The sequence below is a fragment of the Tatumella sp. JGM130 genome, from assembly GCF_018257525.1.
In the GTDB taxonomy this organism is placed as follows: domain Bacteria; phylum Pseudomonadota; class Gammaproteobacteria; order Enterobacterales; family Enterobacteriaceae; genus Tatumella; species Tatumella punctata.
The window spans coordinates 53,095-78,882 of sequence record NZ_JAERJS010000018.1; the positions used below are offsets into that span (position 1 = coordinate 53,095).

The window sequence follows — 25,788 nt, forward strand, 5'->3', positions numbered from 1 at the left end:
ATACACAGGCGCAGGTAAATAAAATGACAAGGTTATCTCCTTTGACACTGTACAGTGCACTGGTTGTTCGCTCTCCGTTTGACGACGGATTACTGGAAGGTTATCGCCGCCGGTTTGGCGACCTCTGCATCCACTGGAACCCGACCAGCGTATTAATGGAAAATATCGCAAACGGCCAGCGCTGTGACCTGGTGATCGTGACCGATCCGGCCATGGAGCAGCTGATTGCTCAGGGAATTGCTGATCCGGCAACCCGCAGACCATTAGTGGTTTCCCGCATCGGGTTTGCCGTCAGAAAAGGCGCGCCTCACGTTGATGTCTCTGACCGTGAACAACTGATAAAAACACTTCGTGCCGCGCGCTCACTCTGCTATTCCACCGGCGGAGCCAGCGGTATACATTTTAAAACCGTACTACAGATGCTGGGGATCGAACAGGAAATTGACGCTAAAGCCTGCCCGATCGCGGAGGGTTTTACCGCAGAAAAACTTCTCAGCGGTGATGCGGATCTTGCTATCCAGCAAGTCAGCGAACTGCTGGCGGTGCCGGGCGTAGAGATCACCGGCGACCTGCCCGCTGATCTGCAAAAAAGTACCTCGTTTTCCATTGCCCGGTGCTTTCACTCTGAACATCAGCAACAGGCCGCAGCACTGACAGAGATAGTCACTTCACCAGACGCCGCCGCCAGATATGAAAAGTTCGGTCTGCAAAGCCAGAATTAATCACTATATCGCAGACAGATCTGCAGGCTGAAACGACCACCGGCTGCCAGCCTGTCCGGGGGCTACTTCCGCGAAAACGGTAACCGGCCTGCCGGGTTTTAGCCATCAGATAGCCTCCTGCGCCAGTTTCGGTGGCAACAGCCGCCACGTTAACCACAGAGTCCGGCTCACGCGGGACAAACGGAGCGCCTTATGTTGATTGGAGTAATAGCAGATGATTTCACCGGCGCCAGCGACATTGGCGTCACCCTGACAACAGGGCTGCCGGAAGAAGGTGGCCTGCGCACAGCATTATATATCGGGGTGCCTGAGCAGGCGGCAGATCCACAGATCGGTGCCGGGGTTATTGCGTTGAAAAGCCGTTCACTGCCTGCCAGCGAAGCTATCGCCCTGTCATTACAGGCCTGCGACTGGCTGCTGGCCAGCGGATGCCGGCAAATTGTATTTAAATATTGTTCCACCTTTGATTCCACCCCTCAGGGCAATATTGGCCCGGTGGCCGAGGCCCTGGCCCGTAAACTCGGTACCGGCGGCGTGGTGGTATGTCCTTCATTTCCGGCAATGAAACGTACGCTCTATCAGGGACACTTGTTTGTCAATGATCAGTTGCTGAATGAATCAGGGATGGAAAACCACCCCCTGACCCCGATGACCGATGCGGATATTCGTCGTGTACTGGCGAAACAGTCGCAGCATCCACAGGGATATATCAGCTGGCAACAGGTACAACAAGGCAGCGATGAAATCAGCCGCCAATTAAAGCGACTGGCTGAGCAGCAGATCGGTCTGGTGGTGGTGGATGCGATCACTGATCAGGACTTACTGCAGATTGCCGGGGCCTGTGCCGATGCACCGCTGCTGACCGGAGCATCGGCTATTGCCCGCGGCCTGCCGCATAATTTTATTCGTCGTGGTGAAACGGCAGGCGAAATTGCTCCGCAGTTCAGTGTGAGCGGTAAAGGTGTGATTCTGGCAGGCAGTTGTTCACGCACCACATTACGCCAGATTGACTACCACCGGCAGCAATATGCCGTACTGCCTCTGGATGTTGAGCAAATTATCCGCGGCGACACCGACACCGCAGAACTGCTGAAATTCGTCGATGATAATCAGCAAAAATATCCCCTGATTTATACTTCAGGAGATCCGGCGCAGGTTACGGCGTTACAGCAGTATTATGGCCGCGAAAAAGTGTCTCAGGCGATTGAACAATTTTTCGCGGCTCTGGCGGTACAGCTGGTCGGGGCCGGTGTACGGCGTCTGGTAGTCGGCGGCGGAGAAACATCCGGGGCGATTGTCAGTGGCCTGGGCATTGAAAGTCTGGTTATCGGTGCCGAACTCAGTACCGGCGTCCCGGCATTACGGGTAAAACAGGGACAAATAACCCTCGGACTGGCCTTAAAATCAGGTAATTTTGGTGATGAGGCCTTTTTCTCCCGTGCACTGGCCAGACTGACAGCATAAACACACCGCAAATAGCGGTTCCGTATCCCCGCGGTGCGGAGCCGCACCAGCCCCTCCTCTCAGTCACTGTGTTATCCTGCCCGCTGTTTCCGGATATCAGCTTCAGGATAATCACCAATGATGTTCAGCACCTTCCGGCAGGCAATAATGGACTTTACCCCGTCGCCTGCACGCCAGTTACCTGATAACTTTTTACTCAGCCGTGAAGGCAGGCTGACCGAATACTATATTCCGTTCGACTACCTTAACCCTGCTGCACGTCTCGTGCTGGTGGGCATTACCCCCGGCTATCAGCAGTGGCTGCATGCGGTAACAGCCGCACACCAGGCGCTGAAAAACGGAGCGACTGATCAGCAGGCATTATATCTTGCCAAACAGCAAGGAGCCTTCAGTGGTGCGATCCGTAATAATCTGACGCAGTTACTGGACGCGATTGGCTTATCTGGCTGGCTGGGTATCACGTCCTGCAGCTCATTATTCAGCGATCACCTATCTTTAGTGCACTTCACTTCCCTGTTTAATCAGCCGGTATTTATCGATGGTAAAAATTACAATAACACGCCCTCTTTCCGTCACTCCCCTTTACTGCAGCACAGTATCGAACGCGGGTTTGCAGCCGAAGCCCGCCAGTTGCCTGATGCGGTTTTTGTCCCTTTAGGCCCGGTGGCTAGCGCCGGGGTTGAATGGCTGGTTCAGCAGCAACAGATTGATCCGGCGAAAATCCTGACCGGCTTACCCCATCCTTCCGGGGCCAACAGCGAAAGGATCCATTATTTTCCGGGTAAAAAAACACGTGACACACTATCACGGCACACCAACCCGCAAGCTCTGGATCTGGCAAGGGAAAAACTGATAACAAAAGTGGCAAAACTGCGCTGAAATATCGTGCCGGCTGCCACCGGCACACCGGCACACCGGCAAGTAAGCAGTTATCCGCCAACAGGTCCGGCATCCAGCGCCAGCGCCTGCTGCAGGGAAGGTAACGCCGATAATGTCTGCAGATAAGTATCAATCGCCGGATACAGGCCGTCGATCATTCCCCGTTTGTGCAGTAACAGCAGCACCCAGCCAATCATAAAATCAGCGCCCGTCAGCTGCTCACCGGTAATATAACGGCGGCCACTCAGTTGCTGATTTACATAACTGAACACTTTATTAAATTCATTATTCGCGTAATTCTCTGTCCAGCGCAGTTCGGTTCCGGCAGCCGTTTCGAAACTATTAAACAGACGTAACAGTACCGGGACCATTGCCGAGCTTTCCGCAAAATGGATCCACTCATAGTATTCGGCATACTGCGGGCTGCCGGCCGGCGGACGCAGGCCAGGGGCAAAACGTTCGATCAGTAACTCGATAATCGCGCCTGACTCGCTGATAATCTGCCCGTCAAGCTCAATCACCGGGGATTTGCCCAGCGGGTGTACTTTCTTAAGAGATTCCGGGGCCAGCTGCGTCACAGCATCACGCTGATAATAAATAACCTGATGGGGGATCTTTGCTTCCAGCAATAACCAGTGGACGCGGAAAGAACGGGAATCATTCAGATGGTGTAAGGTAATCATACTGTTTCCATTCACTCACTCTGGCTGCCGCAGAATGCAGCAGCGACAGACCTTATACTAGCATAAAGGTCTGTGGTGCAATTCGTTAGCCGGATGCGGATACCGCCAGTACCTGCCGCCGCTCCCCTTAGCCAGAGTATTCAATAATCGATAATCCGGCATTGTAGTCAGTGCTGTAAATGATCCCCTGAGCATCAACAAACACATCACAGGACTGGATGACTTTCGGCCTTCCCGGCCGGGTATCCATCATTTTTTGCGGTGCGGCCGGAACCAGGGCTGCGGTCTCTTCCGGACGGTAAGGATCACTGATGTCATAGGCCCGGACGCCGGCATTCTGATAGGTGGCAAAAATCAGCGTTGAACTGATAAAACTGCCCGGCCGGTTTTCATGCAAATTATGCGGGCCAAAATGTGCCCCTTTAGCAATATAATCGGCTTCGCCGGGCTGCGGAAAGGTAGAAATACTCACCGGATTGGACGGGTCACGGATATCGAACAACCAGATAAACTTTTCACCATCCTGCTGTTTATCCAGCACGGCTTCATCCAGAACCACCAGCAAATTCCGCTCCGGCAGGGGTAACGCCGTATGGGTACCGCCGCCAAACGGCGGGCTCCAGTTACGGTGGCTGAGCAGCTTCGGAGCACTGCGATCCTTAATATCAAGGATGGTCAGGCCTCCGTCACGCCAGCTACCATAGGCCGTATCCCCGCTGATAATCGCATGGTGAAGGGCATAGCGTTTACCTTCCGGCCAGTCAGGCACTTCCCCGGCCTGCTGATTCATACCCGGCAACCACCATTTTCCGGCGACTACCGGCTTGCGCGGATCCGCCAGGTCAATGGTCAGGAAAATATAATCGGTAAAACCGTCAATCAGTGCCGATACATAGGCCCAGCGTCCGCCGATATACCAGATACGGTGAATACCGATCCCGTTCAGAGGCAAAAAGCTGATTTCACGGGGCTGTTGCGGCACAGAAATATCGAAAACACGTAATCCGGCACTCCAGCCATGCTGTTCAATATCGCTGACCGTATCTCCGACCTGACGAGTGTAATACACTTTCTCATCGGCGAAACGGGTATCCGCAAACAGGTCACGGGCGTTGATCACCAGCAACAGATCATCATGGGTCTGTAGATGTATATTCCAGGTACCCGGCGGTGCTGCTACATAATTAACGGTTTTCGGCTGCCGGGGATCCCGGACATCCACCACCGAAAATCCTCCCGAGACCATATGTCCGATATACGCAAAACCGCGATGCACCATCAGCTGAACCCCGTCAGGACGCCCTCCCTGATCACTGTGACCGATCAGCCGCATATTGCGGCTGTATTCCGGTTGCGGTAATGCGCTCATTATCTCTGCCTTATTTCGCTTTCGCTTCGAGGGTAGCGAACCATGGTGCAACGAAATCATTGGTGGTGCCCCAGCCGGGGATAATTTTTGGCAGGCTGGCCATATTCACATCACCGCTCTGCTGGTTCAGCAACGCCTGAGATACGGCATCGGCCTTAAATTCATAAGTGGCCGGGGTGGGTTCTCCGGCTATTTTCAGGGCAACCAGCCGCACGTTAGTCGCGCCAATCAGATGCGGATCAACCGCTGCCGTCATCTGCCACGGACTGTTTTTACTGTGCATCATCTGTAAATCCTGGTTAGAAATATCGATGCTATACAGTTTGATCTCTGTCCGGCCATTTTCCTGTAATGCTTTATAAGCTCCCTGACTGAAGGCATCCCATGACCCCCAGATAGCGTCAATTTTACCTTTCGGGTATTTCGCCAGGATAGCACCGACTTTATTCGCGGTATCACCCTGCACATCGGTAGACACTGCCCCCAGAGATTCCAGCTGTGTGATCCCCGGGTTCTTTTTCAGTAGCTGCTGGTACTCTTTCTCACGACGGTCCATCGGCGGGAACCCGGCAACCCACAGTTTCACAATATTTGCTTTCCCGTGAAAATCTTTTACCAGTTGCCCGAAAGACATATCCGTCAGTGAAGCATCATCCTGGCGGGTAACGGTCACTGCCGGAATATTGTCCGGTACGGCAGTATCAAACACCGACACCGCAATCCCTGCATCGGTAATACGTTTTACCAGATCGTCTGAATAGGGTGCACGTCCCTGGGAGAGAATAATGCCGTCATATTTCTGGATAATTGCCTGATTCACAAAGTCCTGGAAACGGGCATCGTCACCATTACTCAGGAAAGTATTCACTTTGAAGCCCAGTTTTCTGGCCTGCTTAATTGCACCGGCCAGAAACTGGGTCGTGTTATCGTCAGATCCCAGGTTACGGATCACAGCAATACGCACCGGACCATGGTGGTTTGCCAGTGCTGCCGGTAAAGGTGCCATGACATCCGCGAAAACCGGTGTACTGCCCAGTAAACTCAGTGCCAGTAAAGAGAGTGCTATCTTTTTCATGTTGTGCCCCGAAATGCCCGCCTGTGAACAGGCTGATTATTTTAATTTCTGTAACTGCTGCTTTGTCTGTCCTGCCTGACCCCCGCCATTGTCCCGGCGGGCATATATCCCTCTAAACACATATCCATCTGGATGTCTGGACGTCATATTACATAATCCCTTACCTGCTGGCTACCGTCATCCGTATCCCTGTAAAAAATTTCTCCGGCGGAGATCTTCAGGGCTGATAACGGATCCGGACGATACCCAGATGGTGGGCCATTTCCCGCAGAAACACAAAATAGCAAAACTCAGCAATCTCCGGTTCAGTCAGGGGGAATGGCCCGTAAGACAGCCGATCTGTCAGCTGATTAAATGCCGACTCTATTGCCTGTGGCGTAATATCATCGCTGCCCGCCAGCCAGCGCTGACAAACGCGGTGCAGCAGCATATCGCTGCTAATGGCATGGAGGTTGCCCGGCAGTATTTTCCCCTGTGATTCAAGGATTTCTTCTGTCCTGTAAATCAGCGTCTCCACAGCCAGCGCATCTGCCTGCCCGGCAGAAAACAGGCCATCTCCCGCCTGCTGATAACCGCCTTTTAGCACTGACAGCACCGTATCCTGCGGATGATAAAAAGTAACTGACTGTGCAGACACCGAAAAAAAATACGCTGACATCATGTGTTCTCCTGATCTCTGAAAAATGTTTTATCGGATAGTGACATTACCAATATACCGGTCACCGCCCTGCGGACGATGTGTTTATGAGCTGACAACAGACGCAGTAACAGCATAAATGAATAACAGATCGACGGGGAAAGTGCAGAGTAATCAACAGACCAGCCAGTGATCATTTGCCGGGATTTGATCGCCTGATGGCAAAGACAAAAATACAACAGCCACCGCCCCTGTTATTTCAGGGAACGGTGGCTGTCAGGGGGATATCCGCCGGGCAGTCAGTAATTAAACAAACACCCGCAGCAATCAATCAGTGGTATGGATCAATGCAGGCAGCATTGTTTAAATTTCTTACCACTGCCACACGGACAAGGATCATTACGTCCGGCGGTAACTTCAGCAATAAAGGGCTGACTGACGACTTGTGGCGGGTGGTCTGTACGTAACGCCAGCCAGTAGTTATACAGAGCCAGTGCTGACGGTGTGATAATCTCAATCGCGGCGTCATACTCTTCGGGGGTCAGGGTTTCCAGCCGGTCGAAGTTCTCTTCTTTACCATGCAAAGCAATCGCTTCAAAGGCAGGTTGCAGGCTTTCCGGCAGTTCAGGCCAGCGGCCAAGTGCAACGCCACGCATATAGCCAAAACACCATTCTTCAACAATGGTGAACTCCTGACCTTCCATCTCTCTGACCCCAAACAATGGTTCAAACTGATCCTGATATTCGGTCAGACGCTGGTCAATATCGTCCATATGCTGGAAAGTCAGCGTCATAAAGCGCTCCATTTCCCGCTCAGAACGCCAGCGCGGCACTTTATCTGCCCCGCCCCATACGGCGACCAGCCACTGATCAGGTTCAGCCATCACCGGTCCGGACAGAATTGCCGTCAGCAGCCCATCCAGCCCCGAAACATCCAGCACTGAAGTTTCATCGCCATATTTCATGAAGATATCATCCAGCCATTCAAGCTCTTTCTCTGTCAGGGGGCCCTGTGTCATTGCGTATTACCTCTTCTCTGCAACCGGTGATATACCGGTATCGGCTAATCGGTAATTATAACAGCAGACACTCGCCATGAGTCGATTTGTCGACCGTCACGCTTCACAGTTGGCCACTTTCCTGGCGTATAACCCGACCGTCATCACCCCGCGGCTCATCCGTGGCTGCGCAGGTCCGGCAAGTCAGAGCAACGCCGGCGGCGGCCTCCGCTTCCGGAATCCGCTAACTGAACACCCGTAACAACGGCATATGCCGTTGTTACACCAGAGTTATTGTGCGCCTGACATGACTTTAAAGACAAAAGGAACCGAGTCACGCAGGGAGACGTTAACCGTTTCGCTGTGATCCATACCGGCATATTCTTTTATTTCCACCGGAGTTCCCGCAGCTTTTACCTCACGGGCAAATTGCTGCTGCATGGCCGTCGGGACATTAATATCGTTCAGGCCGATACCGATAAACACCGGATGGTTAATTTTCAGTGTGTTATAACGCAAAGACGGTAACTGTGAATCCAGCAGTCCCTGGAAGTCAGGCTGAAAACTGTTTTTATCATTCAGCCCCTGTGTCATCACATGACGGGTCAGCGGAGCAATACATAAGGTTTCGGCCAGTTTAACATCCGATACCGCCCGTTTCTGAAAGTAGTCAGCGGCTTTCAGTTGCTTATTCTCATCGGCTGCCGACAAAAAGATATAGTAGGCATACGGCATTTTCGGATCACCACCGACCCGGTTGTGCGTTGATTTAAAAATATCACTGACCGTGGTATGCGCATTAATATAAGGTGTACCGGTCAGTACCGTGCCCAGGACATGCAGTGCCGGCGCATAAGACGGCTGATAACCGGAAGCAGCAAAGGCAGCATGTGCTCCCTGAGACTGACCGATAATGATAATTTTATTACTTAACGGGAAGCTTTTCAGAGACGCTGAAATACTGTCCAGCACACTCCAGGCTTCAGAACGGGAATTCAGATAATGATGTAACCCCGGAGAGCCAAGCCCTGCATAATCCGGAGCCACCACCGCAAATCCCAGCGACAGCCAGCTGTTCAGATATTGCTGATCACGCGGGGTGCGCGGGTTCAGGGAGGGGGCACACTGATAAGCAACGCCGACGGTACCGTGGGTCCATACCACCACTGGCCAGCCGCCCTCAGGGGCCGGGCCTTTCGGTAAAAAGACCGCGCCACTGTCTTCACGGTGTGTTTTACCATCGATGCCACTAATCGATGTGTAATGGATCAGATACTGTGCCGAAGCCTCTGATAAACCGTGATCGGCCGGTAACGGCGCTTTTTCCAGTAATACCCCGTTGGGGGTTAGCGGAGCCGCATGGGCTGTCATACCCAGGCTGATAGCTGAAGCCAGTAATGCGCCGGCAAATTTTATCATCTGTTTCTCCTGTCAGTGAACCCGTCAGCCTGCGGCGGACTGCCGCACTGCCGTGCTGTTCACTGGTGTGCATGCAGTGGTTGTAAAGGACTGTTATAGCCGCCGCCTAACGCCTGAGTCAGGCTGATATCGGTTGAAATTTGCCGGTATTGCATATCCGTCAGTAACAATTGCTGGGCCAGGGTCACCCGCTGTACTTCGCGGCTGGCATACAGGCTCATTAACCCCCGCCGGTAACGGGCATCAGCACTGTCAGCACTGACCTGTGCCGCCGCCACTTTCTGCTGCTGCATTACCAGTTGCTGGTTAACAGAATTCAGTTGCTGTGAACTGACGGCCACATCCCGGACCGCATCCAGCACAGCCTGGTTATACTGTTTAATTAATATATTACTGGCTGTACGTGCTGCCCGCAGGTTGGCATTCAGCCGTCCGCCGTTAAATAATGGCAGATATAAACCGGGCAGCAGGTTGATCTGCTGGAAAGAATATTTAAATAAATCGCCGACATTCAGCGCGTTATACCCCCAGAATGCCTTAATATCAAAATGCGGATAGAAGGCCGTTTTGGCCACTTCTACACGGCTTAAGGAAGACAGTACATAGCCCCGCAGTGCCTGTAAATCCGGACGCCGCGACAGTAACTGATAAGAAAGTACCGGCGGTAATCCTTGCTGTGTTTGTGGCAGCGGCCGCGGCTGTAATGAGGCTATTGCCGCAGAATCAGCACCGGCGCCGATAAGTGCCCGTAATACTTCTTTCGTCGATGCCAGTACCGTTTGTTCGCCAAGTAACTGCTGCTGTGCCGACAAATATTCACTTTGTGCCCCGGCCAGGGCGACATCGTCTTCCAGCCCGCGGGCAACACGATCTTTATGAGCCGCCACCGAAAAACTGCTGATCTGCTCCTGTTGTTGCAACAGGGCAATACGCTGCCAGCTACTCTGTATCGAAAAATATAGCTGTGCCACATTCGCTGCCACGGCTTGTTCTGTGGCAGCTGTTTCCGCCAGCCGGGCATTTTTTTCGCCAATTGCCGCGGCGACCCGTGCCCGATCGGTTCCCCACAGGTCGATATTCAACGCACCGCCAATACCGACAGTATTCAGGGTATACCAGGGACCGCTGCTGCTTTCAGGCAGGGAAAAAGAGTAAGGCCAGGTAAAAGAGCGATGGCTGGTCCGTAAACGGTTTTGTGCAGCTACCGCGGTCGCCTGCACTCCGGACAAAGAACGTGCCACATCCACATTGGCTTCTGACTGAGCAATTTGTAACTGAGCCGCCTGTACCCGTGGTGAGTTCTGTAATGCCTGGCTGATCAGCATATTCAGTTGCGGATCATTATATTTTGTCCACCAGTTACTGGCTGGCCAGCCACTGCCTGCCAGATGAATAACCGCGGATAACTGCGCCTGCTGCGGGTTAATAATTGCCACCTCAGCAGGGTCATGGGGGAGCATTGAGCATCCGCCCAGCAGCAGGATGGCACTGAAACCCAGTGATAATCTGAAAGTGCGTACTGCCCGGGAAGTTACTGTCATTGTTTCATCGTCCGCAGAACTGAAGGATGTTGATTATCTGCTTCCGGCCAGCAAGGCAGTGTCTCGATCGCCTGTGCCAGCGGCCGGTGATAGGGGTTATCTCCCCCCGGCAAACGGACCGCAGGTATCGCTGCCCCCTGATCGGCTATCTGCCCTGAATATGCCTGCAGCGCAGCCGCGCAATGTTGCAGGAAATCAGGTTCATCCGCCCCGTACAACCGGTATCCTTCGCTGAGGCGCAGAATTTCCCGTGCCTGTACAAACGTTTGTTTTACCGGCCAGTCTCTCAGTTCAGGGTGAGGATAAGACCATGCATAGACCGGTTCAGCAGCAACACGATCCATCAGGGTTTCGGTTGTCAGCAGCGCCTGGTACACCGGGACCCACTGACGTTCCTGAGGCGGTTTATCATCAGCCATCCACTGGCTCAGCTGTTTAAATAACCGGCTCAGTTGCTGTCTGAGTTTCAGAGCGTCACTTTCCGGCCACAGATACATATGTACCAGCGAAGAAACCAGTACCCCCAGTAAAATACCTATCGCCCGGTCGCGTAATTCCGTCAGGGTATACAGCGGGCCGAACCAGTCGAGGAACCCCATCGCGAAGGTAAATGCTATCTGGATACCGGCATAGGCGGTACGTTCTGAGCCCCCGGCAATCCATGCAGATAGCCACATCACCGGCACTGACATCATCAGTAATCCGACCACTGACGTAGTAAACGGCTGAATAAAGACAATCAGTAGCAGGGCAAAAGCAGTAGCCAGTAATCCCCCGGCCACACGCAGCCAGGTTTTCTGCATTGTCGGGCCTAATCCCGGCTGCGCGACTATCACACAGCTCAGCATAATGGTGTGGATACCGTCCCAGTCGACGGCTGTATAAAACAGGTAACAGACTAAGGTCGCCAGCAGGGTTTTCAACGCAAACTGCGGGTATGCCGGATTGGTAAAGGCATCCGCTGCCAGTAACGGGGCTTTTCCCGACGGTTTTTCAGGGAGCTCAATCTCTTCTCCTGCCGCCAGCCGGGTACAAACGGTTGCCAGACGCCGCAGGATCACATTATCACTGACCGGCTGCGGGGCTGGTGGAAGCTGTGCCAGCGGATTATCGGCCTGACGACACTCGTCAGCCAGCTGACGCAGATAGTCACTGAGTTCCCCGGCCAGTTGCTGCTGTACACCGGTCAGTGGCAGTGGCCGTATCAGCATCACCAGGTAGTAGCTGTGGATGGCAACGGCCATCACTGCCTGCCAGTGGCTTTTATTGCGCCGGATGACCGGAGAAGCGCCGCACGCCAGGCTAAACAGGCTCTGCAATCCGGTAAATTGTTTCGCCATATCCGTGGTATCCGCCTGCCCGGACGGCTCCCCGGTGCGCTGATAATGACTGAGCTGTGCGGCACAATCGTCAAAATCATTCGCCAGTTGCTGCCTGAACTGGTAGCCGGGAAACGCCTGACGAAAGCTGGCATTCACCAGAAACGTCACCAGTACTGACGTATTAATCGATACCCACAGCCACATAATCAGCCGGATGACCAGATCACTGTCACTGGTCATCGCTGGGAATGTCTGGGCAAAAATGACCGCCAGCGCGACGATAAAAAAGGCCAGCCCGAGTTTATCGAAGGCCCGCATCAGAAACATTGCGCCAAAAAACAGCAACGATGAGCAGATCAATCGTAACAGCGGATAGTCATAGGTGAACTTCAGCATCAGAATAACGCAGCCAAGGATCAGGGTGACCAGGAAAAAGAACACCACACTCAGCAGTTTGATAATGACCACGTTCGACTGACTGGCATAAAATGCAACGATAATCGCCACCGATAACAGCGGGATTTGCAGGGTCATAAAGACCAGGATCAGGATCGCGCAAGTCACCGTCAGCCGCAGTGCGTAACTGCCTCTGCCGGGCAGCGGCCGGAGTTCGCGGCGCAGAAACTCCCCCCATGAACCTCTCATTGACGCCCCCTCAATGGTCACCGGCAGGCGGTAATAACAATGCCGTTGCTGAGCCACCAACACGGAACAATGCCGGGTCCGGATTATCAACACGGATTTTTACCGGAAAACGCTGAGAGACATGCACCCAGTTAATACTCTTCTGAATATATGGCAGACCGCCGGGCAAACTGACGCCGTCGCCAGACATCACCCCGGCACCGACAGAATCAACCACACCGTGAAAAATCCGCTGATGGTCGGTCATAACACGAATCCTGGCGGGTCTGCCGGGGCGGATATGATCCAAATCTGTTTCACGGAAATTGGCAATCACATACCAGTTCTGATCATCAATCAGTGAAAAAACAGGCTTCAGCGCCGAAGCATACTGACCGGTGGTGGTTTTCAGCGCCACCACAATACCGTTAAACGGGGCTGTAACATAAGTATGTTCCAGTTGCAGTCTGGCAAGGGCTATTTGCGCTAATACATCACCGCGCTGTGCTTCCAGCGCCTGTACACCACTGACGGCCGAAGAAGCCTGCATTGCCTGCAACCGGGTGGCGGCCAGGTCCGCGCGCGCCGCTTTTTCGGCGGTAATTGCCTGATCCAAATCCTGCTGAGAAGCAAAGCCTTTAGGTACCAGCGGGGCCAGCCGTATGCGGGTCGAAGTGGTTTGCCGGACCACCGCTTCCGCTCTGGCAACCGCAGCGGAAACAGATTCGGCGTTATACTGCTGTGCCTGTATAGTCCGCCGTGTCAGCATTATTTGGGCATCCAGAGCTGCCAGCCGGCTTTCTGCACCGTCCAGTAAATCCTGATACATACGCGGATCAATGCGGAATAATAAATCCCCTTTTCTGACCCGCTGGTTATCACTTACCGGCATATCAATAATGGTGCCATTGACCTGCGGAACCACACTGATAGTGTCCGCATACACAGTCGCATCATTGGTTTCAGGAGAGGTCTGTAATTGCCAGATAACCACAATCAGACCAATAATGCATGCCACCACTATCACCAGTAATGGCCATTTTTTTCGCATTGCTGCCGCCGCTGAGCCAGTCATCATCGTTTTAGTTCACAAAAAATAGAAACCACAGAATTACTGCGAATAAAAACAGCAGCCCGGAATAGCTGACGACCAGCGGAGAAAAATGTTCCTGCCACTGTTTACGGGCCACCAGTACATGAAATAATGCTAATAAAACTGAAGCGCCAATAAGGCAAAAAAGCCAGGAGGGAAACGACGCGCCTAATACGGGTATCGCCGGAGATAATGAACAGCCGGATATCAGAAGACAGACTCCCGACATCATCGCCCGGGAAATCCAGTAGTTACGCCTCATTATCAGCTGTCTGAACATCATCATTCATCCTGTCTGCAGCAAACATCATCCGTCAATCAGTGTTCTGTTATACAAAGCCCGCACAATAGCCCTGAGCATCCGGCTCGTCAGGTAAGCCTCAGAATTCACTACATTCATAAGTATTACTGAATCGGAAACAGTATAGTTCACTATTCCACAGCCGGATCCTGTTTAACAGAAATATCCCTGAAGGCGATGAAAATAGTTTTTTATGCTAAATAAATGGCCACAACTGACCATGCAAAACAACTTTCTCCGGAAAAAACCCGTAGACCCGTGGCCGGTCTCTGACATCAAACATTAACCTGATCAATGGATTATCCGCCGCAAAGTCCGCACCGGCAAAACCGGACAACCGATAATATCTTTCAGCCTTCTGCTCGCGGGTTAAGGCCCGCTGTAACCACGCTGAGTCACAGTCAATGGCCGGTTAGAAGCCACTGCGGATAAAGTCAGGGACTGCTGCCGGTATTTATCCCTTTCACGGCAGCCTGCCGGTAAAAAATTACCGCCAGCGGATCTCCGGAATCTCCGTCGGTCCGCTTGTATGTTCAGCACCCGAGCCAAAAATACAGATATACCCGGTTGAATAAAAACAAGAGCCGGGATTATTATTTAACGCTGTTTTCCGCAGAATAAATGTCTGAGAATGATCAGCCAGTCTGAAAATAATTTCCGCCCGCATTTGTAAATCACTGACGGTTATGATTTCAGAGCTAAATACTGAATTATTCAGAAAGGCAGTTTTAAATAAAGGCGATATTTTTATAACATCCTGATATCTTCCCGGCATAACTTGACAATTTTGCATCTGTTGCAGAACATTAATCTGTTTTCTTATTTACTCTTTTGCTCTCCTGAATACTTCTGCTGAATATATCCGGCGGATGAAATTGCACGACTATTATAAACCACTGCGATGTTATGGATTAACCTGAGGATGAGATATGAAACCGTCACTCCCTGCGAGTCCCCCTTCTATTGACCAGATATTTACTCTTAATGCCCAGCGCCCTGACCAGTGGCGTGCACTTATCACCTTAACCCGTAAATGGATAGCCGGAGAAACAGATAAACAGCCACTGGAGCAGGCATTCACTGCCCTCTCTGCCAGTGAATCTTTTCATGCGTATCCCGGGACATTATTACTTCATGCGCTGGAAAAGGCGTTAATTGCCGGGCGAAGTGATGAATTTCTGACATTAGCAGGCCGGATTTCGTTTTCCATTCTGGCCAAATACTATAAAAATGATCCGTCAGAATGGATGATCACTCCCGGTGAATCACCGGTCAATGAAATTCTGAATAATGACGCTGAACGTCCGGGCAGACCCTATTTTGAATTACTGATCGTGGCACCTCAGACACCTCATACACAACGTAATGTCACCTTATTACACAGCCAGCGCCGTAAAGAAGATGCTTTTATTTATGAACCGGTATTAGTCAGCAGCTATCAGGATGCATTTTGCGCCATCGCCACTAATACCAATATCTGCGCTGTGGCTATTTTTGAAGGATTCGGCTTTAAAAGCCGCTTCCCGACACCTCAGATAGATAACATGATGGCAGCACTGAATATTTCTGTGGATGAAGATAATCTGGCTTTACAACTGACAGAGCAGCTGGCTCTTCATCGTCCGGAGCTGGATATTTATCTGTTAACCGATCAGCATCCGCAGGATATTGCCAGTGATCCGCGGGCCAGCCATATCCGGCGGATCCTGTATGCTGTCGAAGAACCTACCGAATTGCACTTATCGATCCTCGAAGGGATCAACCAGAAATATGACACGCCATTTTTTAATAATCTGAAAAAGTACGCTTACCGGCCGATCAGTACCTTCCATGCCTTACCTATTGCCCGGGGTAAATCGATTTTTAAATCGGACTGGATCCGCGATATGGGCGAGTTTTATGGCCGTAACCTGTTCCTTGCCGAATCGTCGGCCACGACCGGGGGACTGGACAGCCTGCTCGAACCGACCGGTAATATTAAAATTGCCCAGCAAAAAGCGGCCCGCGCTTTTGGTGCCGATCACTGTTTCTTTGTCACCAACGGCACCAGTACTTCCAACAAAATGGTACTGATGGCAGTGGCACAGCCGGGAGATATTATTATCGTCGACCGGAATTGCCATAAATCACACCATTACGGTGCAGTGCTTGGCGGGCTGAAACCCTATTATGTCGAAGCTTATCCGCTAAAAGCCTATTCCATGTACGGCGCAGTGCCGCTGAAAACCATTAAGCAAGCCCTGCTAAACCTGAAAGCAGAAAATAAGCTGGACCGTGTCAGGGTGATTGATTTAACCAACTGTACTTTTGACGGCCATATTTATAATACCCGCCGCGTAATGGAAGAATGTCTGGCAATTAAACCGGACCTGGTCTTTCTGTGGGACGAAGCCTGGTTTGGTTTTGCACACTGGTCGCCGTTCCTGCGTCCAAGAACCGCTATGGGCGCTGCTGCAGAACTGGAAAAATGGCTGAAAGATCCTCAGTCTGCACAACGTTATGCCGAACAACAGCAGGCGCTGGGTGAGCACCCGACAGATGAACAGTTGCTGGCGACGCGGCTGATCCCCGATCCGTCTCAGGTACGGCTGCGTATCTATCAGACCAACTCCACCCATAAATCCATGTCAGCCATCCGGCAGGGCTCGATGGTACTGGTAAAAGATGTCGATTTTTATCTGATTGAACCGCAGTTACACGAAGCTGTCTTTGCCCACTCCACCACCAGTCCTAACCAGCAATTAATTGCTTCTATGGACGTGGCCCGTCGGCAGATGGAACTGGAAGGTTATGGCCTGGTCAGTAATGCGATCCAGACCGCACTGGATATTCGTCATCAGATCAATACCCATCCGCTGATCTCACGCTATTTCCACGTTCTGGGAGCCGATGAAATGATCCCCGCTGAATTCCGTGAAAGCGGATTCCGTGATTTTCTGACGCCCGATACCCACTGGAGCGACACCCTGCCGGCCCTCAGAGATGACGAGTTCTTCCTTGACCCGACCCGTATCACCCTGCTGTGTGGCCAGGCCGGTTTCGACGGTACTCAGTTTAAAAATATTCTTGCTAATCAATACGATATTCAACTGAATAAAACATCCCGTAATTCCGTGCTATTGCAGACTAACATCAATAACACCCGCAGTGATGTGGCACAGCTTATTCATGTTCTGCTGGAGATATCCCGCGATATTGACGACAAACTGGGCCATGCCGGTCCGGCGGGGCAGCAACAGTTTCAGCAGCGGGTACAAAGCCTGATGCAGGATGTACCTGACCTGCCAAATTTCAGTTATTTCGACCAGCAATTCCGTGACGACACTGACGGCAAAATCGCCGTGGAAGGTGATATCCGTACAGCCTTCTTCCGTAGCTGGGATCCGCGATCTTATGAATATATCCCTCTGCACAGTGAGGAGTGTGATCGTCGACTGAAAGAAGGGCCGCTGATGGTCTCCGCCAAAATGGTTATCCCTTACCCGCCGGGATTCCCGATTCTGGTGCCGGGTCAGGTGATCAACCAGGACGTCATTACCTTTATGCGGAAACTGGATGTCAAAGAAGTGCATGGCTATGAGGCCAGACTCGGTTTACAGATCCTGAAAACAACCGATTAAACGTGGATAACCCCCAGGGCAGAGTACGGAGATCACTATGGTTATTTGGATATGGCTGACGGCAACACTACGGGCGAATCCGGAGCTGGCAATATTTCTGACCCTTGCCATCGGCTACCGGGTCGGATCACTGAAATTTGGTGGCTTCAGTCTCGGTCCGGTCACCGGCACCTTACTGGCCGGAGTACTGATCGGCCAGCTGGGAATCGATATATCCCCACAGATAAAATCGATCTTTTTTATCCTGTTTTTGTTTGCGGTGGGTTTCGGTGTCGGACCACAGTTTGTCAGGGGACTGGCTAACGATGGCCTGCCACAGGCCGTGTTTGCGGTAGTGATTTCGTTACTCTGCCTGTTGGGGGTATATATTGCAGCCAGAGTCTCCGGCTACGGTCCCGGCCTGGCCGCAGGACTGCTGGCCGGCTCACAGACAATTTCAGCATCCATCGGGCTGGCAACGGATGCCATAAACCAGCTGGGCCTTCCCCCGCAACAAACCAAACAACAACTGGATTTAATTCCGGTCGCCTATGCGGTTTGTTATTTATTTGGCACCATCGGTACCGGCTGGATCATTGCGTTTGCTGGCCCAAAAATACTGCGTATTGACCTCGAAAAAGAGTGCAAACGTTATGAACAGCAGCTTTCAGCAGGCGCACCGGCAGACGGCATGATGTCAGCCTGGAATCAGTATGTGATACGGGCATTTAAAATCAATCAGCCCGGGCTTATCGAAGGAAAAACCGTGGCTGAAGCAGAAAAAAGCGCCGGCGAACGCCTGTTCCTTGAAAATCTGCGCCGCGACGGAAAAATTATCCCTTTTACCCCCGACACCCGTCTGCAGATTGGCGATATTATCGCTGTTTCCGGCAAGCATGAATCCCTGATTGAATGGTCGCAACGTGCCGAAGAGGTCAATGACGCCGAACTGCTGAATATCCCGGTTGAATCGGTGGATCTGTTTATTACCAACAAATGGATAAACGGTAAAACCCTGCTGGAAATTGCCCGGCACGATGACGTGCACGGGGTCTATCTCACCCGTATCCGCCGTGGTTCTGTCGGGGTGGACATTCCGGTACAGGCACAAACAGTCCTCAACCGCGGTGACATTGTGACCCTGGTCGGTACCAGGAAACATGTTGATGCCGCCAGTCAGCGTTTTGGGTACGCCGACCGGCCAAAAAGTGCCACCGATATGGTTCTGGTCGGGGCCGGTATTTTAATTGGCGGTCTGGTGGGGGCGATTGTCGTCCCTGTGGCGGGGATCCCGCTGACATTATCAACCTCCGGCGGTGCACTGATTGCCGGATTGGTGACCGGCTGGTTACGCACTTTTATCCCCAAACTGGGCAACGTCCCGGCGTCAACCCTGTGGTTTATGAATTCTGCCGGATTAAATATATTTATTGCGGTGGTCGGTATTACCGCCGGGCCAACCTTTATCGCTGGTCTGAAATATGTCGGTTTTACCATCTTCTTCTGGGGATTGTTTGCCACCGCAATGCCAATGCTGCTCGCCCCGTTAATCGGTAAATATATTTTCCGCTTTGATCCGGCAATTAACCTTGGCTGCTGTGGCGGCGCAAGAACCAGTACAGCCTCGGTAGCGATGGTTGCTGACGCGGCAAAAAGTAATGTGCCGATGCTCGGCTATACAGTCCCGTATGCGGTCAGTAATACTTTTCTGACGTTATGGGGACTGGTGATTATCCTGCTGATCGGTTAGTGCTCCTCTGTTTCCGTCCCGACAGATGTCTGACCTTTGTCATCCGTTGCCGGGACGGGCCTTGCGATTATTTTTCCTTCTGCCTGTCGTTACTTTGCCGCTGCCGGTGATCCCGGTCATGACTTCAGAATGTTCCGCATCATTAACATTTGGTTTCATTCTGAAATACAAGGTGATAGTTTGTTACCCCTTCAGGCCTGCCCGCCGTCCGGCAGACGCACTGAAGTGCTAATCGCTTAGTAAAAAAAATAATGACTATTTCACCTCAGGAGTTATTGCGTTCATGACAACATCACAAAAAAAATGGCTGCGTTCTGTCTTCAGACTTTCTTCTGTCTCAATGTTGCTGGCGATGAATATCGCGTATGCTCAGGAAAGTATCCCTCTGACTCAGGAACATCATAACGTGCAACCTCAGACACTGCTGGTCGGTAGCTGGACAGGCACCTCCGGCAACCCGCTGGCCGAAAAAATCTTTTATCCCAGTGAAGGTATTTACCGTTTACGCCTGAACCAGGACGGCACCCTGTTGCCACTGGATGTACTGAAAATGCAGAATCCTTCATGGATTGTTATCAGTCATGACCATCAATATGTGTATACGACCAATGAAAGTGATAACGGTGAAGTCAGTGCGATGAAAGTACTGGCCGACGGCAGACTTGAATTTATCAATGCCGTATCCACCCGGGGCCAGCACCCTACACACGCAACCCTGACCCCGGACGGCAAATTCCTGCTGGTGGCTAACTATGCGGCCAGCAAAAAAAATGCCGGATTCATTCTGTTCCCGATTCTGGCACAGGGAAAAATCGGTGAGCCGGTGCAGCATATTCCGTTTGAAAAAGGATCCGGGATAGTTAACGGGCGTCAGGACAGCGGACATGCTCATTCAGTCACCATCAGCCCGGACGGAAAAATGTTATTTGTCGCCGACCTGGGGGCCGATAAGGTACGGGCTTACCGCTACCAGCCCGGCAGCAAAACCCCGTTTGTGCCGGAAACTGCCGCCGATCTCAGCTTCCCTGCCGGCGCCGGGCCACGACATATGACCTTCTCTCCTGACGGAAAATTCGCCTATATCGTCACTGAAATGGCGGCGCAGGTACACGTCTACAGCGCAGAACATGATCGTCTGCAGAGTATCCAGACCGTCAGCCTGACCGACAGCACCTCCGCGCAGGACAAAGGCGGGGCCGGCATATTGTTCAGCCCCGACGGAAAGTTTTTATATATCGGCAACCGCCAGCAACGGAATGAAATCCTGGTGTTTAAAGCCGATCCGCACAATGGCAGGCTGACGGAAAAACAGGCATTTTCTGCCGGGGGGATTGAACCGCGGGCGTTCGCCTTTGACCGCAGCGGACAATATATGCTGGTGGCGAATGTCTATTCCAATAATATTGTCGAACTGTCGCGGAATACACAGGACGGTTCGCTGCACTCCACCGGGGTCACCGTACAGATCGGCTCACCCACCGATGTGAAATTTATGCCCTGATCATACACCGGCTGGCAGAAGCCAGCCGGTTATTCTGCCCCTTTACCCTGCCCCCCCCCGCCATCTGCCGCTCCGCTCCGGTGAATAGCATCTTCCTGACGATTAATCTGCCCCCTGGCCCTCCGGATGTATGGAAACGGGCTACACTCTGAGATAAACATTAATAATATTTATTCAGTTATCCGGTTTAGCGCAGATCATAAGGTGCATTATGACATTACCCTCAGCATTATCTCCGCGGGTGCCACACCCGGCTCTCGCCTGTACCAGCCTGGCGATCAGTGACAGTGCCGGTAATCTTTATCATGGCCGGACCCTCGAACTGACAGAAGAATTACCCTGCCAGCTGACCTATTACCCGACAGGCACCGCTTTCCGCAAACTGGCTGTCGATGGCAGCCAGGCAATCAGCTACAGTAACCATTCCCCGCTGCTGGCTATCACTACCCCGATGTATTTTGATGGTGGTCAGCACAATATGCTCGAAGGCTTTAACGGAGCAGGCTTATCCTTCAGTGCCAATATGGTCCGGGAGGCCCGACTGGATCCGCTGGCAGCCGCCGATTACCCGGAATCAATACCGGTGACAGCCCTCGGTGAATGGGCCCTGAGCTTATTCAGTAACGTTGAACAAGTGACACAGGCGGTTAATCAGGGCTGTTTCTGGTCGCCGGTGCTCAAAGATCTCGGCGGGGCTGTATCGCCGTTCCATTTTGCGTTCTATGACAAACACGGCGGCAGTATTGTGGTGGAGGCAAAAGACGGCAAATTCCGGGTCTATAACAATCCGACCCGCGCCATGACCAACAGTCCGGAGTTTTCATGGCATCTGATGAACCTGAACAACTATACCCAGCTGACGAATAAAGATTGCTCCGTCGCTACCCTGGGGAATATCCGCGTTGTCCAGCCGGACAGTGGTATTGCAACCGCAGCCCTGCCGGCATCGGATACCTCAGTGGATCGTTTTATCCGTGCTGTCTTCTATACCAGCTATGCTCCGCAGGCAGACTCAGCGGCAGAAGCGGTCAATATTCTGGGACATATTATGAACCGGTTTGACCGTCTGAAAAATATTACCACCGATGATATGGGAGAATCCGGCCCGACTGGCACGCCACAGTCGGAATATACTCTCTGGACCAGCCTGTCAGATTTGAGCCGCGGGGAACTATATATCCGCAGTTATTCAGACCTCAACTATAACCGTTACTCGCTGGCCCAATACCAGCACGCTACCGCGCCGGTATTTGAACCCCTTAACCCCTGATATTTACGCTTTCGCGGGCTGGCCCTCTCAGCCCACGGCAGCTCAGTGAATAATGGCATTCAGCAGCAATACGCCTGCCAGCCCCATCAGCGAAATCAGTGTTTCCATCACCGTCCAGGTTTTCAGGGTTTCGGTAACACTGAGGTTAAAGTAGCCTTTGAATAGCCAGAAGCCGGGGTCATTCACATGGGAGGCAATCACACTGCCGGCCCCTACCGCCAGTACCATCAGTGCCGGATCCGTATTGGTGATAGCGATAATCGGCGCCACAATCCCTGCGGTGGTAATTGCCGCTACCGTTGCCGAGCCCAGAGCAATCCGCAGCATGGCGGCTACCGTCCAGCACATCAGCAACGGTGACAACGCTGAACCTTTCATCATTCCGGCAATATACTCACCGACACCACTATCCACCAGCACCTGTTTGAAAGCCCCGCCGCCGGCAATAATAAAAACAATCATCGCAATAGAGGCTATCGACGAGCCGCACATCTCCATCACCTCTTCGATTTTACGCCCATTACGCAGCCCGAGGGTAAAGACCGCCAGTACCACAGAAATAAACAGGGCGACCGCCGGGTTACCGATAAACTCAAAAAACTGCCGCAGAGGATTGCCTTCAGGGGTAGTCAGCTCAAATAGCGCAGCAATCGCCATCAGGATCACTGGGATCACCGCCGCAAAAATACTGGTCCGGAAACCCGGCATTTCATGGTCGGCAAAAATTTTCGGGTTATACAGCCCTTCCGGCGGCGACTTCTCGAAGTTACGCAGGAACCGGGAAAATACTGGCCCGGCGACAATCACTGCCGGAATCGTAATAATCATCCCGTACAACAAGGTCGTACCGAGGTTCGCCCCGAAAATGGTGGCTATCGCTGTCGGGCCCGGGTGCGGCGGCAGAAAGCAATGGGTCACAGACAGGGCCGCCACCATCGGCACCCCGACATAGAGTAATGGCATACCTGTGGCAGCCACCACGGTAAACACTAATGGCAACAACAGGACAAAGCCTATTTCATAGAACATCGCCAGACCGACAATCAGTCCGGTCACCATTAACGCCCACTGGACCCGCTGCTGACCGAACGCAGCAATCAGGGTCGTCGCCACCCGCTGGGCGGCACCCGTATCGGATACCAGCTTACCTAGCATGGCACCAAAACCGAGGATCATTGCCAGGCTGCCCAGCGTCCCGCCAACGCCTTTCTGGATCGATGTCACCACCTGCAGCGGCGTCATGCCTTCGGCAATCCCCACCACCGCAGAAACAAAAATCAGCGCCAGAAAGCCATTGGCTTTGAAGACAATCATCAGAACCAGCAGCAATATCACCCCGAGGACTATTATTGTAATCGGCATATCTCAGTTCCCATAAAAGGTACAGATAAAATAACTATAGGTAAGGCCGCAGATTTCTCCGGGCCCCGCAGGGGACGCGGCCGGGCAACTCCCCGTCCCGCGAACCGTCTCCGGCATCAGAACGTCAGCTGTACTTTGGCGGCTTGTTGCTTATCACCCGCAAAAATCAGGGCAGCCTCAATCGCGCTATAGTGATATTCTCCGCTGAATAGTGGCCGCGGATCGACAGTGCCGTTCTCCAGCCACTTAACCGCCAGAGCGAATTCGCTGGTAAAACGGAACGACCCCGTCAGTCTGATCTCTTTTGCTATCAGCGTCATCAGCGGGAAGCCCGGGATATCGTCTCCCATTCCCACCTGAACCAGCGTACCTCTCGCCCGGGTGACATCCAGACAGCGGATTAAAGACGCCGGGTGGCCAGAAGCTTCAAAAGACACATCGAAATAACCTTTCTCCGCCAGATAAGGCGAAAAATCGCCGTCTGCCGCATTAAGCGTCAGGGTTGCGCCCATCTGTTGTGCCATCGCCAGAGAACGCGGGCTGATGTCCGTACACACCACTTCAGTGGCTCCGCGGGCTTTTGCTGCCGCCGCAATCAGACAGCCTATCGGTCCGACCCCGGAGATAAACACCTTTTTCCCCTGTAACTCACCGGCCTGATAAGTCGCATGAAGACAGACCGCCAGTGGTTCGGCGAACACCATCACTTTCTCATCTGCCTGATGATCAAAAGGAATACATTGGGCGCTGTCGACAATAATGTACTGGCTGAAACCACCGTCAACATGAGGAAAATACATCGCACTACCAAAGAAACGCATACCGGTACACTGGTTTTCCTGCTGCGCTGCACAGTATTTGCAATGGCCGCATGCCTTTGCCGGGTTAATCGCCACTTTCTGATGTTCCGCTAACCCGGGGTTATCACTTTTCACCACATACCCTGTAACTTCATGGCCCGGGATCATCGGCATTTTCACCATAAAATTACCGACCCGGCCATGCTGGTAATAGTGCAAATCGGAACCACAAATCCCGCCACGGGTAATACGTACCAGGGTGCCGGTTCCCTGATAATTGAGCTGCTGGCTGATAACACCGACCTGATGCCTGCCGCGAATAACACAGCTGTCTGTTGTGATGTTCATGGAAATCCTCGCAAAATTCCTCCGTTCAGCCGCGTATAAGAGCGCTATTTACCGGTGAATACTGTGATGAATATCGATTTAACCAGTGTTAATAAAACGATGTTACGCATAACGTGAACTATGCTGTCGTTTTACGCGGGCAAGGCCGGAGAAAAACGAGGTCAGTACACGGCCTGTAACCGTGCACTGCAACAGGAAAACACAGGCATTACCGGGGGAAGGTGCGGTCGCTGGCAGAAATGAGCGGGGAAATATTCAGCTCCGCGGTTCAGCCGGTGACGGGGGAATAGTTAAACGTAATTTGAGAGTTATACTCTCTTGGCAAACGTCTGGCTTCTAAATAGACCGATTTCCAGTAAGGATTATTCAGTGACGAACGGACAACCCCGCGGCTGACGGAAGCATGGAGGAATTGCCGGTCTGTATCATAAAATCCGACATGTAATTCATTCTTTATCCGGAAAAACACTAAATCCCCGGGCAGCAAATCTGCCTGCTTAACCGGCTGCCCCATACTGATTAATTGTCTGGTGGTTACCCGTTCCATCGGAATATTAAAACGATCTTTCAGAGTCCGCCAGACAAAGCCAGAGCAATCAACACCGGTTAATTTCGTTCCGCCCCACTGATATCTGGTCCCCTGCCAGGCATCCATCTGGTCATGTAACGCCGCCAGTACCGGAATTAAATCCGGCTGTTCCGCCCCCCGGGTATCAGCAGTCGCGGCATGCTTCGGTCCGGACGAGCAACCGGCAAGGGTGGCAAACAACAGGCAGGTGATAATCTTACGGGCAGGAATCTGGCTCATCGGCAGCGTTTCTCACAGGCAGCAGAGGGATAAATTTTTATACCGTAAATAACTGTCAAAAATGAACAGAAAATTGAATAATTCTTAATATGCCGTGATTATTTACATTAGTTTACGTAACTGCCGGTCTGCCCCGGCCCGGGACCCGGGGGGGGGGGGGGGGGGGGGGGGGGGGGGGGGGGGGGGGGGGGGGGGGGGGGGGGGGGGGGGGGGGGGGGGGGGG

At 52.4% G+C, this 25,788-nt stretch carries 20 protein-coding genes; 7 read left to right on the plus strand and 13 right to left on the minus strand.

Annotation, left to right across the window (positions count from 1 at the left end; genetic code table 11):
• Window positions 1-23: 23 nt before the first annotated feature.
• The 3 genes from JK211_RS10175 to JK211_RS10185 all read left to right on the plus strand — a co-directional run bounded on the left by JK211_RS10175 (window position 24) and on the right by JK211_RS10185 (window position 3,065).
• Window positions 24-722, plus strand: a complete 699-nt coding sequence (locus JK211_RS10175) for a substrate-binding domain-containing protein (protein WP_212708563.1) — start codon at window positions 24-26, stop codon at window positions 720-722.
• A gap of 192 nt (window positions 723-914) precedes the next feature.
• Entirely contained in the window at window positions 915-2,186 is a 1,272-nt protein-coding gene (otnK, locus tag JK211_RS10180; protein WP_212708564.1) for a 3-oxo-tetronate kinase, read from the plus strand.
• A 117-nt stretch (window positions 2,187-2,303) separates the two neighbouring features.
• Window positions 2,304-3,065 (plus strand): hypothetical protein, encoded by a 762-nt coding sequence (locus JK211_RS10185; RefSeq protein WP_212708565.1) that lies wholly within the window; start codon window positions 2,304-2,306, stop codon window positions 3,063-3,065.
• 50 nt (window positions 3,066-3,115) lie between these two features.
• Here the strand turns inward: JK211_RS10185 and JK211_RS10190 are convergent, their stop codons facing one another.
• The 10 genes from JK211_RS10190 to JK211_RS10235 form a co-directional block, all read right to left on the minus strand.
• A complete protein-coding gene (locus JK211_RS10190) occupies window positions 3,116-3,748 on the minus strand; it encodes a glutathione S-transferase family protein (protein WP_212708566.1) in 633 nt (210 codons plus the stop codon).
• A 127-nt stretch (window positions 3,749-3,875) separates the two neighbouring features.
• Window positions 3,876-5,117 (minus strand): LVIVD repeat-containing protein, encoded by a 1,242-nt coding sequence (locus JK211_RS10195; protein WP_212708567.1) that lies wholly within the window; start codon window positions 5,115-5,117, stop codon window positions 3,876-3,878.
• A 10-nt stretch (window positions 5,118-5,127) separates the two neighbouring features.
• Window positions 5,128-6,192 (minus strand): sugar ABC transporter substrate-binding protein, encoded by a 1,065-nt coding sequence (locus JK211_RS10200; RefSeq protein WP_212708568.1) that lies wholly within the window; start codon window positions 6,190-6,192, stop codon window positions 5,128-5,130.
• Between the two features lie 217 nt (window positions 6,193-6,409).
• Window positions 6,410-6,853, minus strand: coding sequence for a hypothetical protein (locus tag JK211_RS10205; protein ID WP_212708569.1), 444 nt, complete (start codon window positions 6,851-6,853; stop codon window positions 6,410-6,412).
• A 320-nt stretch (window positions 6,854-7,173) separates the two neighbouring features.
• Window positions 7,174-7,848: a YecA family protein gene (locus JK211_RS10210; RefSeq protein WP_212708570.1), complete on the minus strand. Its 675-nt coding sequence runs from the start codon at window positions 7,846-7,848 to the stop codon at window positions 7,174-7,176.
• A 270-nt stretch (window positions 7,849-8,118) separates the two neighbouring features.
• Window positions 8,119-9,246: a lipase family protein gene (locus tag JK211_RS10215; protein ID WP_212708571.1), complete on the minus strand. Its 1,128-nt coding sequence runs from the start codon at window positions 9,244-9,246 to the stop codon at window positions 8,119-8,121.
• Between the two features lie 59 nt (window positions 9,247-9,305).
• Window positions 9,306-10,787: an MdtP family multidrug efflux transporter outer membrane subunit gene (locus JK211_RS10220; RefSeq protein WP_212708572.1), complete on the minus strand. Its 1,482-nt coding sequence runs from the start codon at window positions 10,785-10,787 to the stop codon at window positions 9,306-9,308.
• Window positions 10,784-12,754: an FUSC family protein gene (locus JK211_RS10225; protein ID WP_212708573.1), complete on the minus strand. Its 1,971-nt coding sequence runs from the start codon at window positions 12,752-12,754 to the stop codon at window positions 10,784-10,786. Before JK211_RS10225 ends, JK211_RS10220 begins: the two co-directional genes overlap by 4 nt.
• A gap of 10 nt (window positions 12,755-12,764) precedes the next feature.
• Window positions 12,765-13,808 (minus strand): multidrug transporter subunit MdtN, encoded by a 1,044-nt coding sequence (gene mdtN / locus JK211_RS10230; RefSeq protein ID WP_212708586.1) that lies wholly within the window; start codon window positions 13,806-13,808, stop codon window positions 12,765-12,767.
• A 7-nt stretch (window positions 13,809-13,815) separates the two neighbouring features.
• Window positions 13,816-14,088, minus strand: coding sequence for a YtcA family lipoprotein (locus JK211_RS10235; protein WP_212708574.1), 273 nt, complete (start codon window positions 14,086-14,088; stop codon window positions 13,816-13,818).
• A gap of 968 nt (window positions 14,089-15,056) precedes the next feature.
• On the opposite strand from JK211_RS10235, the gene JK211_RS10240 reads away from it, so the two are divergent.
• The 4 genes from JK211_RS10240 (at window position 15,057) to JK211_RS10255 (ending at window position 22,247) form a co-directional block, all read left to right on the plus strand.
• A complete protein-coding gene (locus JK211_RS10240) occupies window positions 15,057-17,747 on the plus strand; it encodes a beta-eliminating lyase-related protein (protein ID WP_212708575.1) in 2,691 nt (896 codons plus the stop codon).
• Between the two features lie 37 nt (window positions 17,748-17,784).
• Window positions 17,785-19,476: an aspartate-alanine antiporter gene (gene aspT / locus JK211_RS10245; protein ID WP_212708576.1), complete on the plus strand. Its 1,692-nt coding sequence runs from the start codon at window positions 17,785-17,787 to the stop codon at window positions 19,474-19,476.
• A 283-nt stretch (window positions 19,477-19,759) separates the two neighbouring features.
• Window positions 19,760-20,977 (plus strand): lactonase family protein, encoded by a 1,218-nt coding sequence (locus JK211_RS10250; RefSeq protein ID WP_212708577.1) that lies wholly within the window; start codon window positions 19,760-19,762, stop codon window positions 20,975-20,977.
• 211 nt (window positions 20,978-21,188) lie between these two features.
• Window positions 21,189-22,247 carry a linear amide C-N hydrolase gene (locus JK211_RS10255; protein WP_212708578.1) on the plus strand — a complete coding sequence of 353 codons (1,059 nt, stop codon included), beginning with the start codon at window positions 21,189-21,191 and terminating at the stop codon, window positions 22,245-22,247.
• Window positions 22,248-22,289: 42 nt separating this feature from the next.
• Here the strand turns inward: JK211_RS10255 and JK211_RS10260 are convergent, their stop codons facing one another.
• From JK211_RS10260 to JK211_RS10270, 3 genes are all read right to left on the minus strand, one after another.
• Window positions 22,290-23,609 carry a gluconate:H+ symporter gene (locus tag JK211_RS10260; RefSeq protein ID WP_212708579.1) on the minus strand — a complete coding sequence of 440 codons (1,320 nt, stop codon included), beginning with the start codon at window positions 23,607-23,609 and terminating at the stop codon, window positions 22,290-22,292.
• Window positions 23,610-23,725: 116 nt separating this feature from the next.
• Window positions 23,726-24,757, minus strand: a complete 1,032-nt coding sequence (gene idnD, locus JK211_RS10265) for an L-idonate 5-dehydrogenase (protein ID WP_212708580.1) — start codon at window positions 24,755-24,757, stop codon at window positions 23,726-23,728.
• A gap of 268 nt (window positions 24,758-25,025) precedes the next feature.
• Window positions 25,026-25,565: a C40 family peptidase gene (locus JK211_RS10270; protein WP_212708581.1), complete on the minus strand. Its 540-nt coding sequence runs from the start codon at window positions 25,563-25,565 to the stop codon at window positions 25,026-25,028.
• Between the last annotated feature and the right edge of the window lie 223 nt (window positions 25,566-25,788).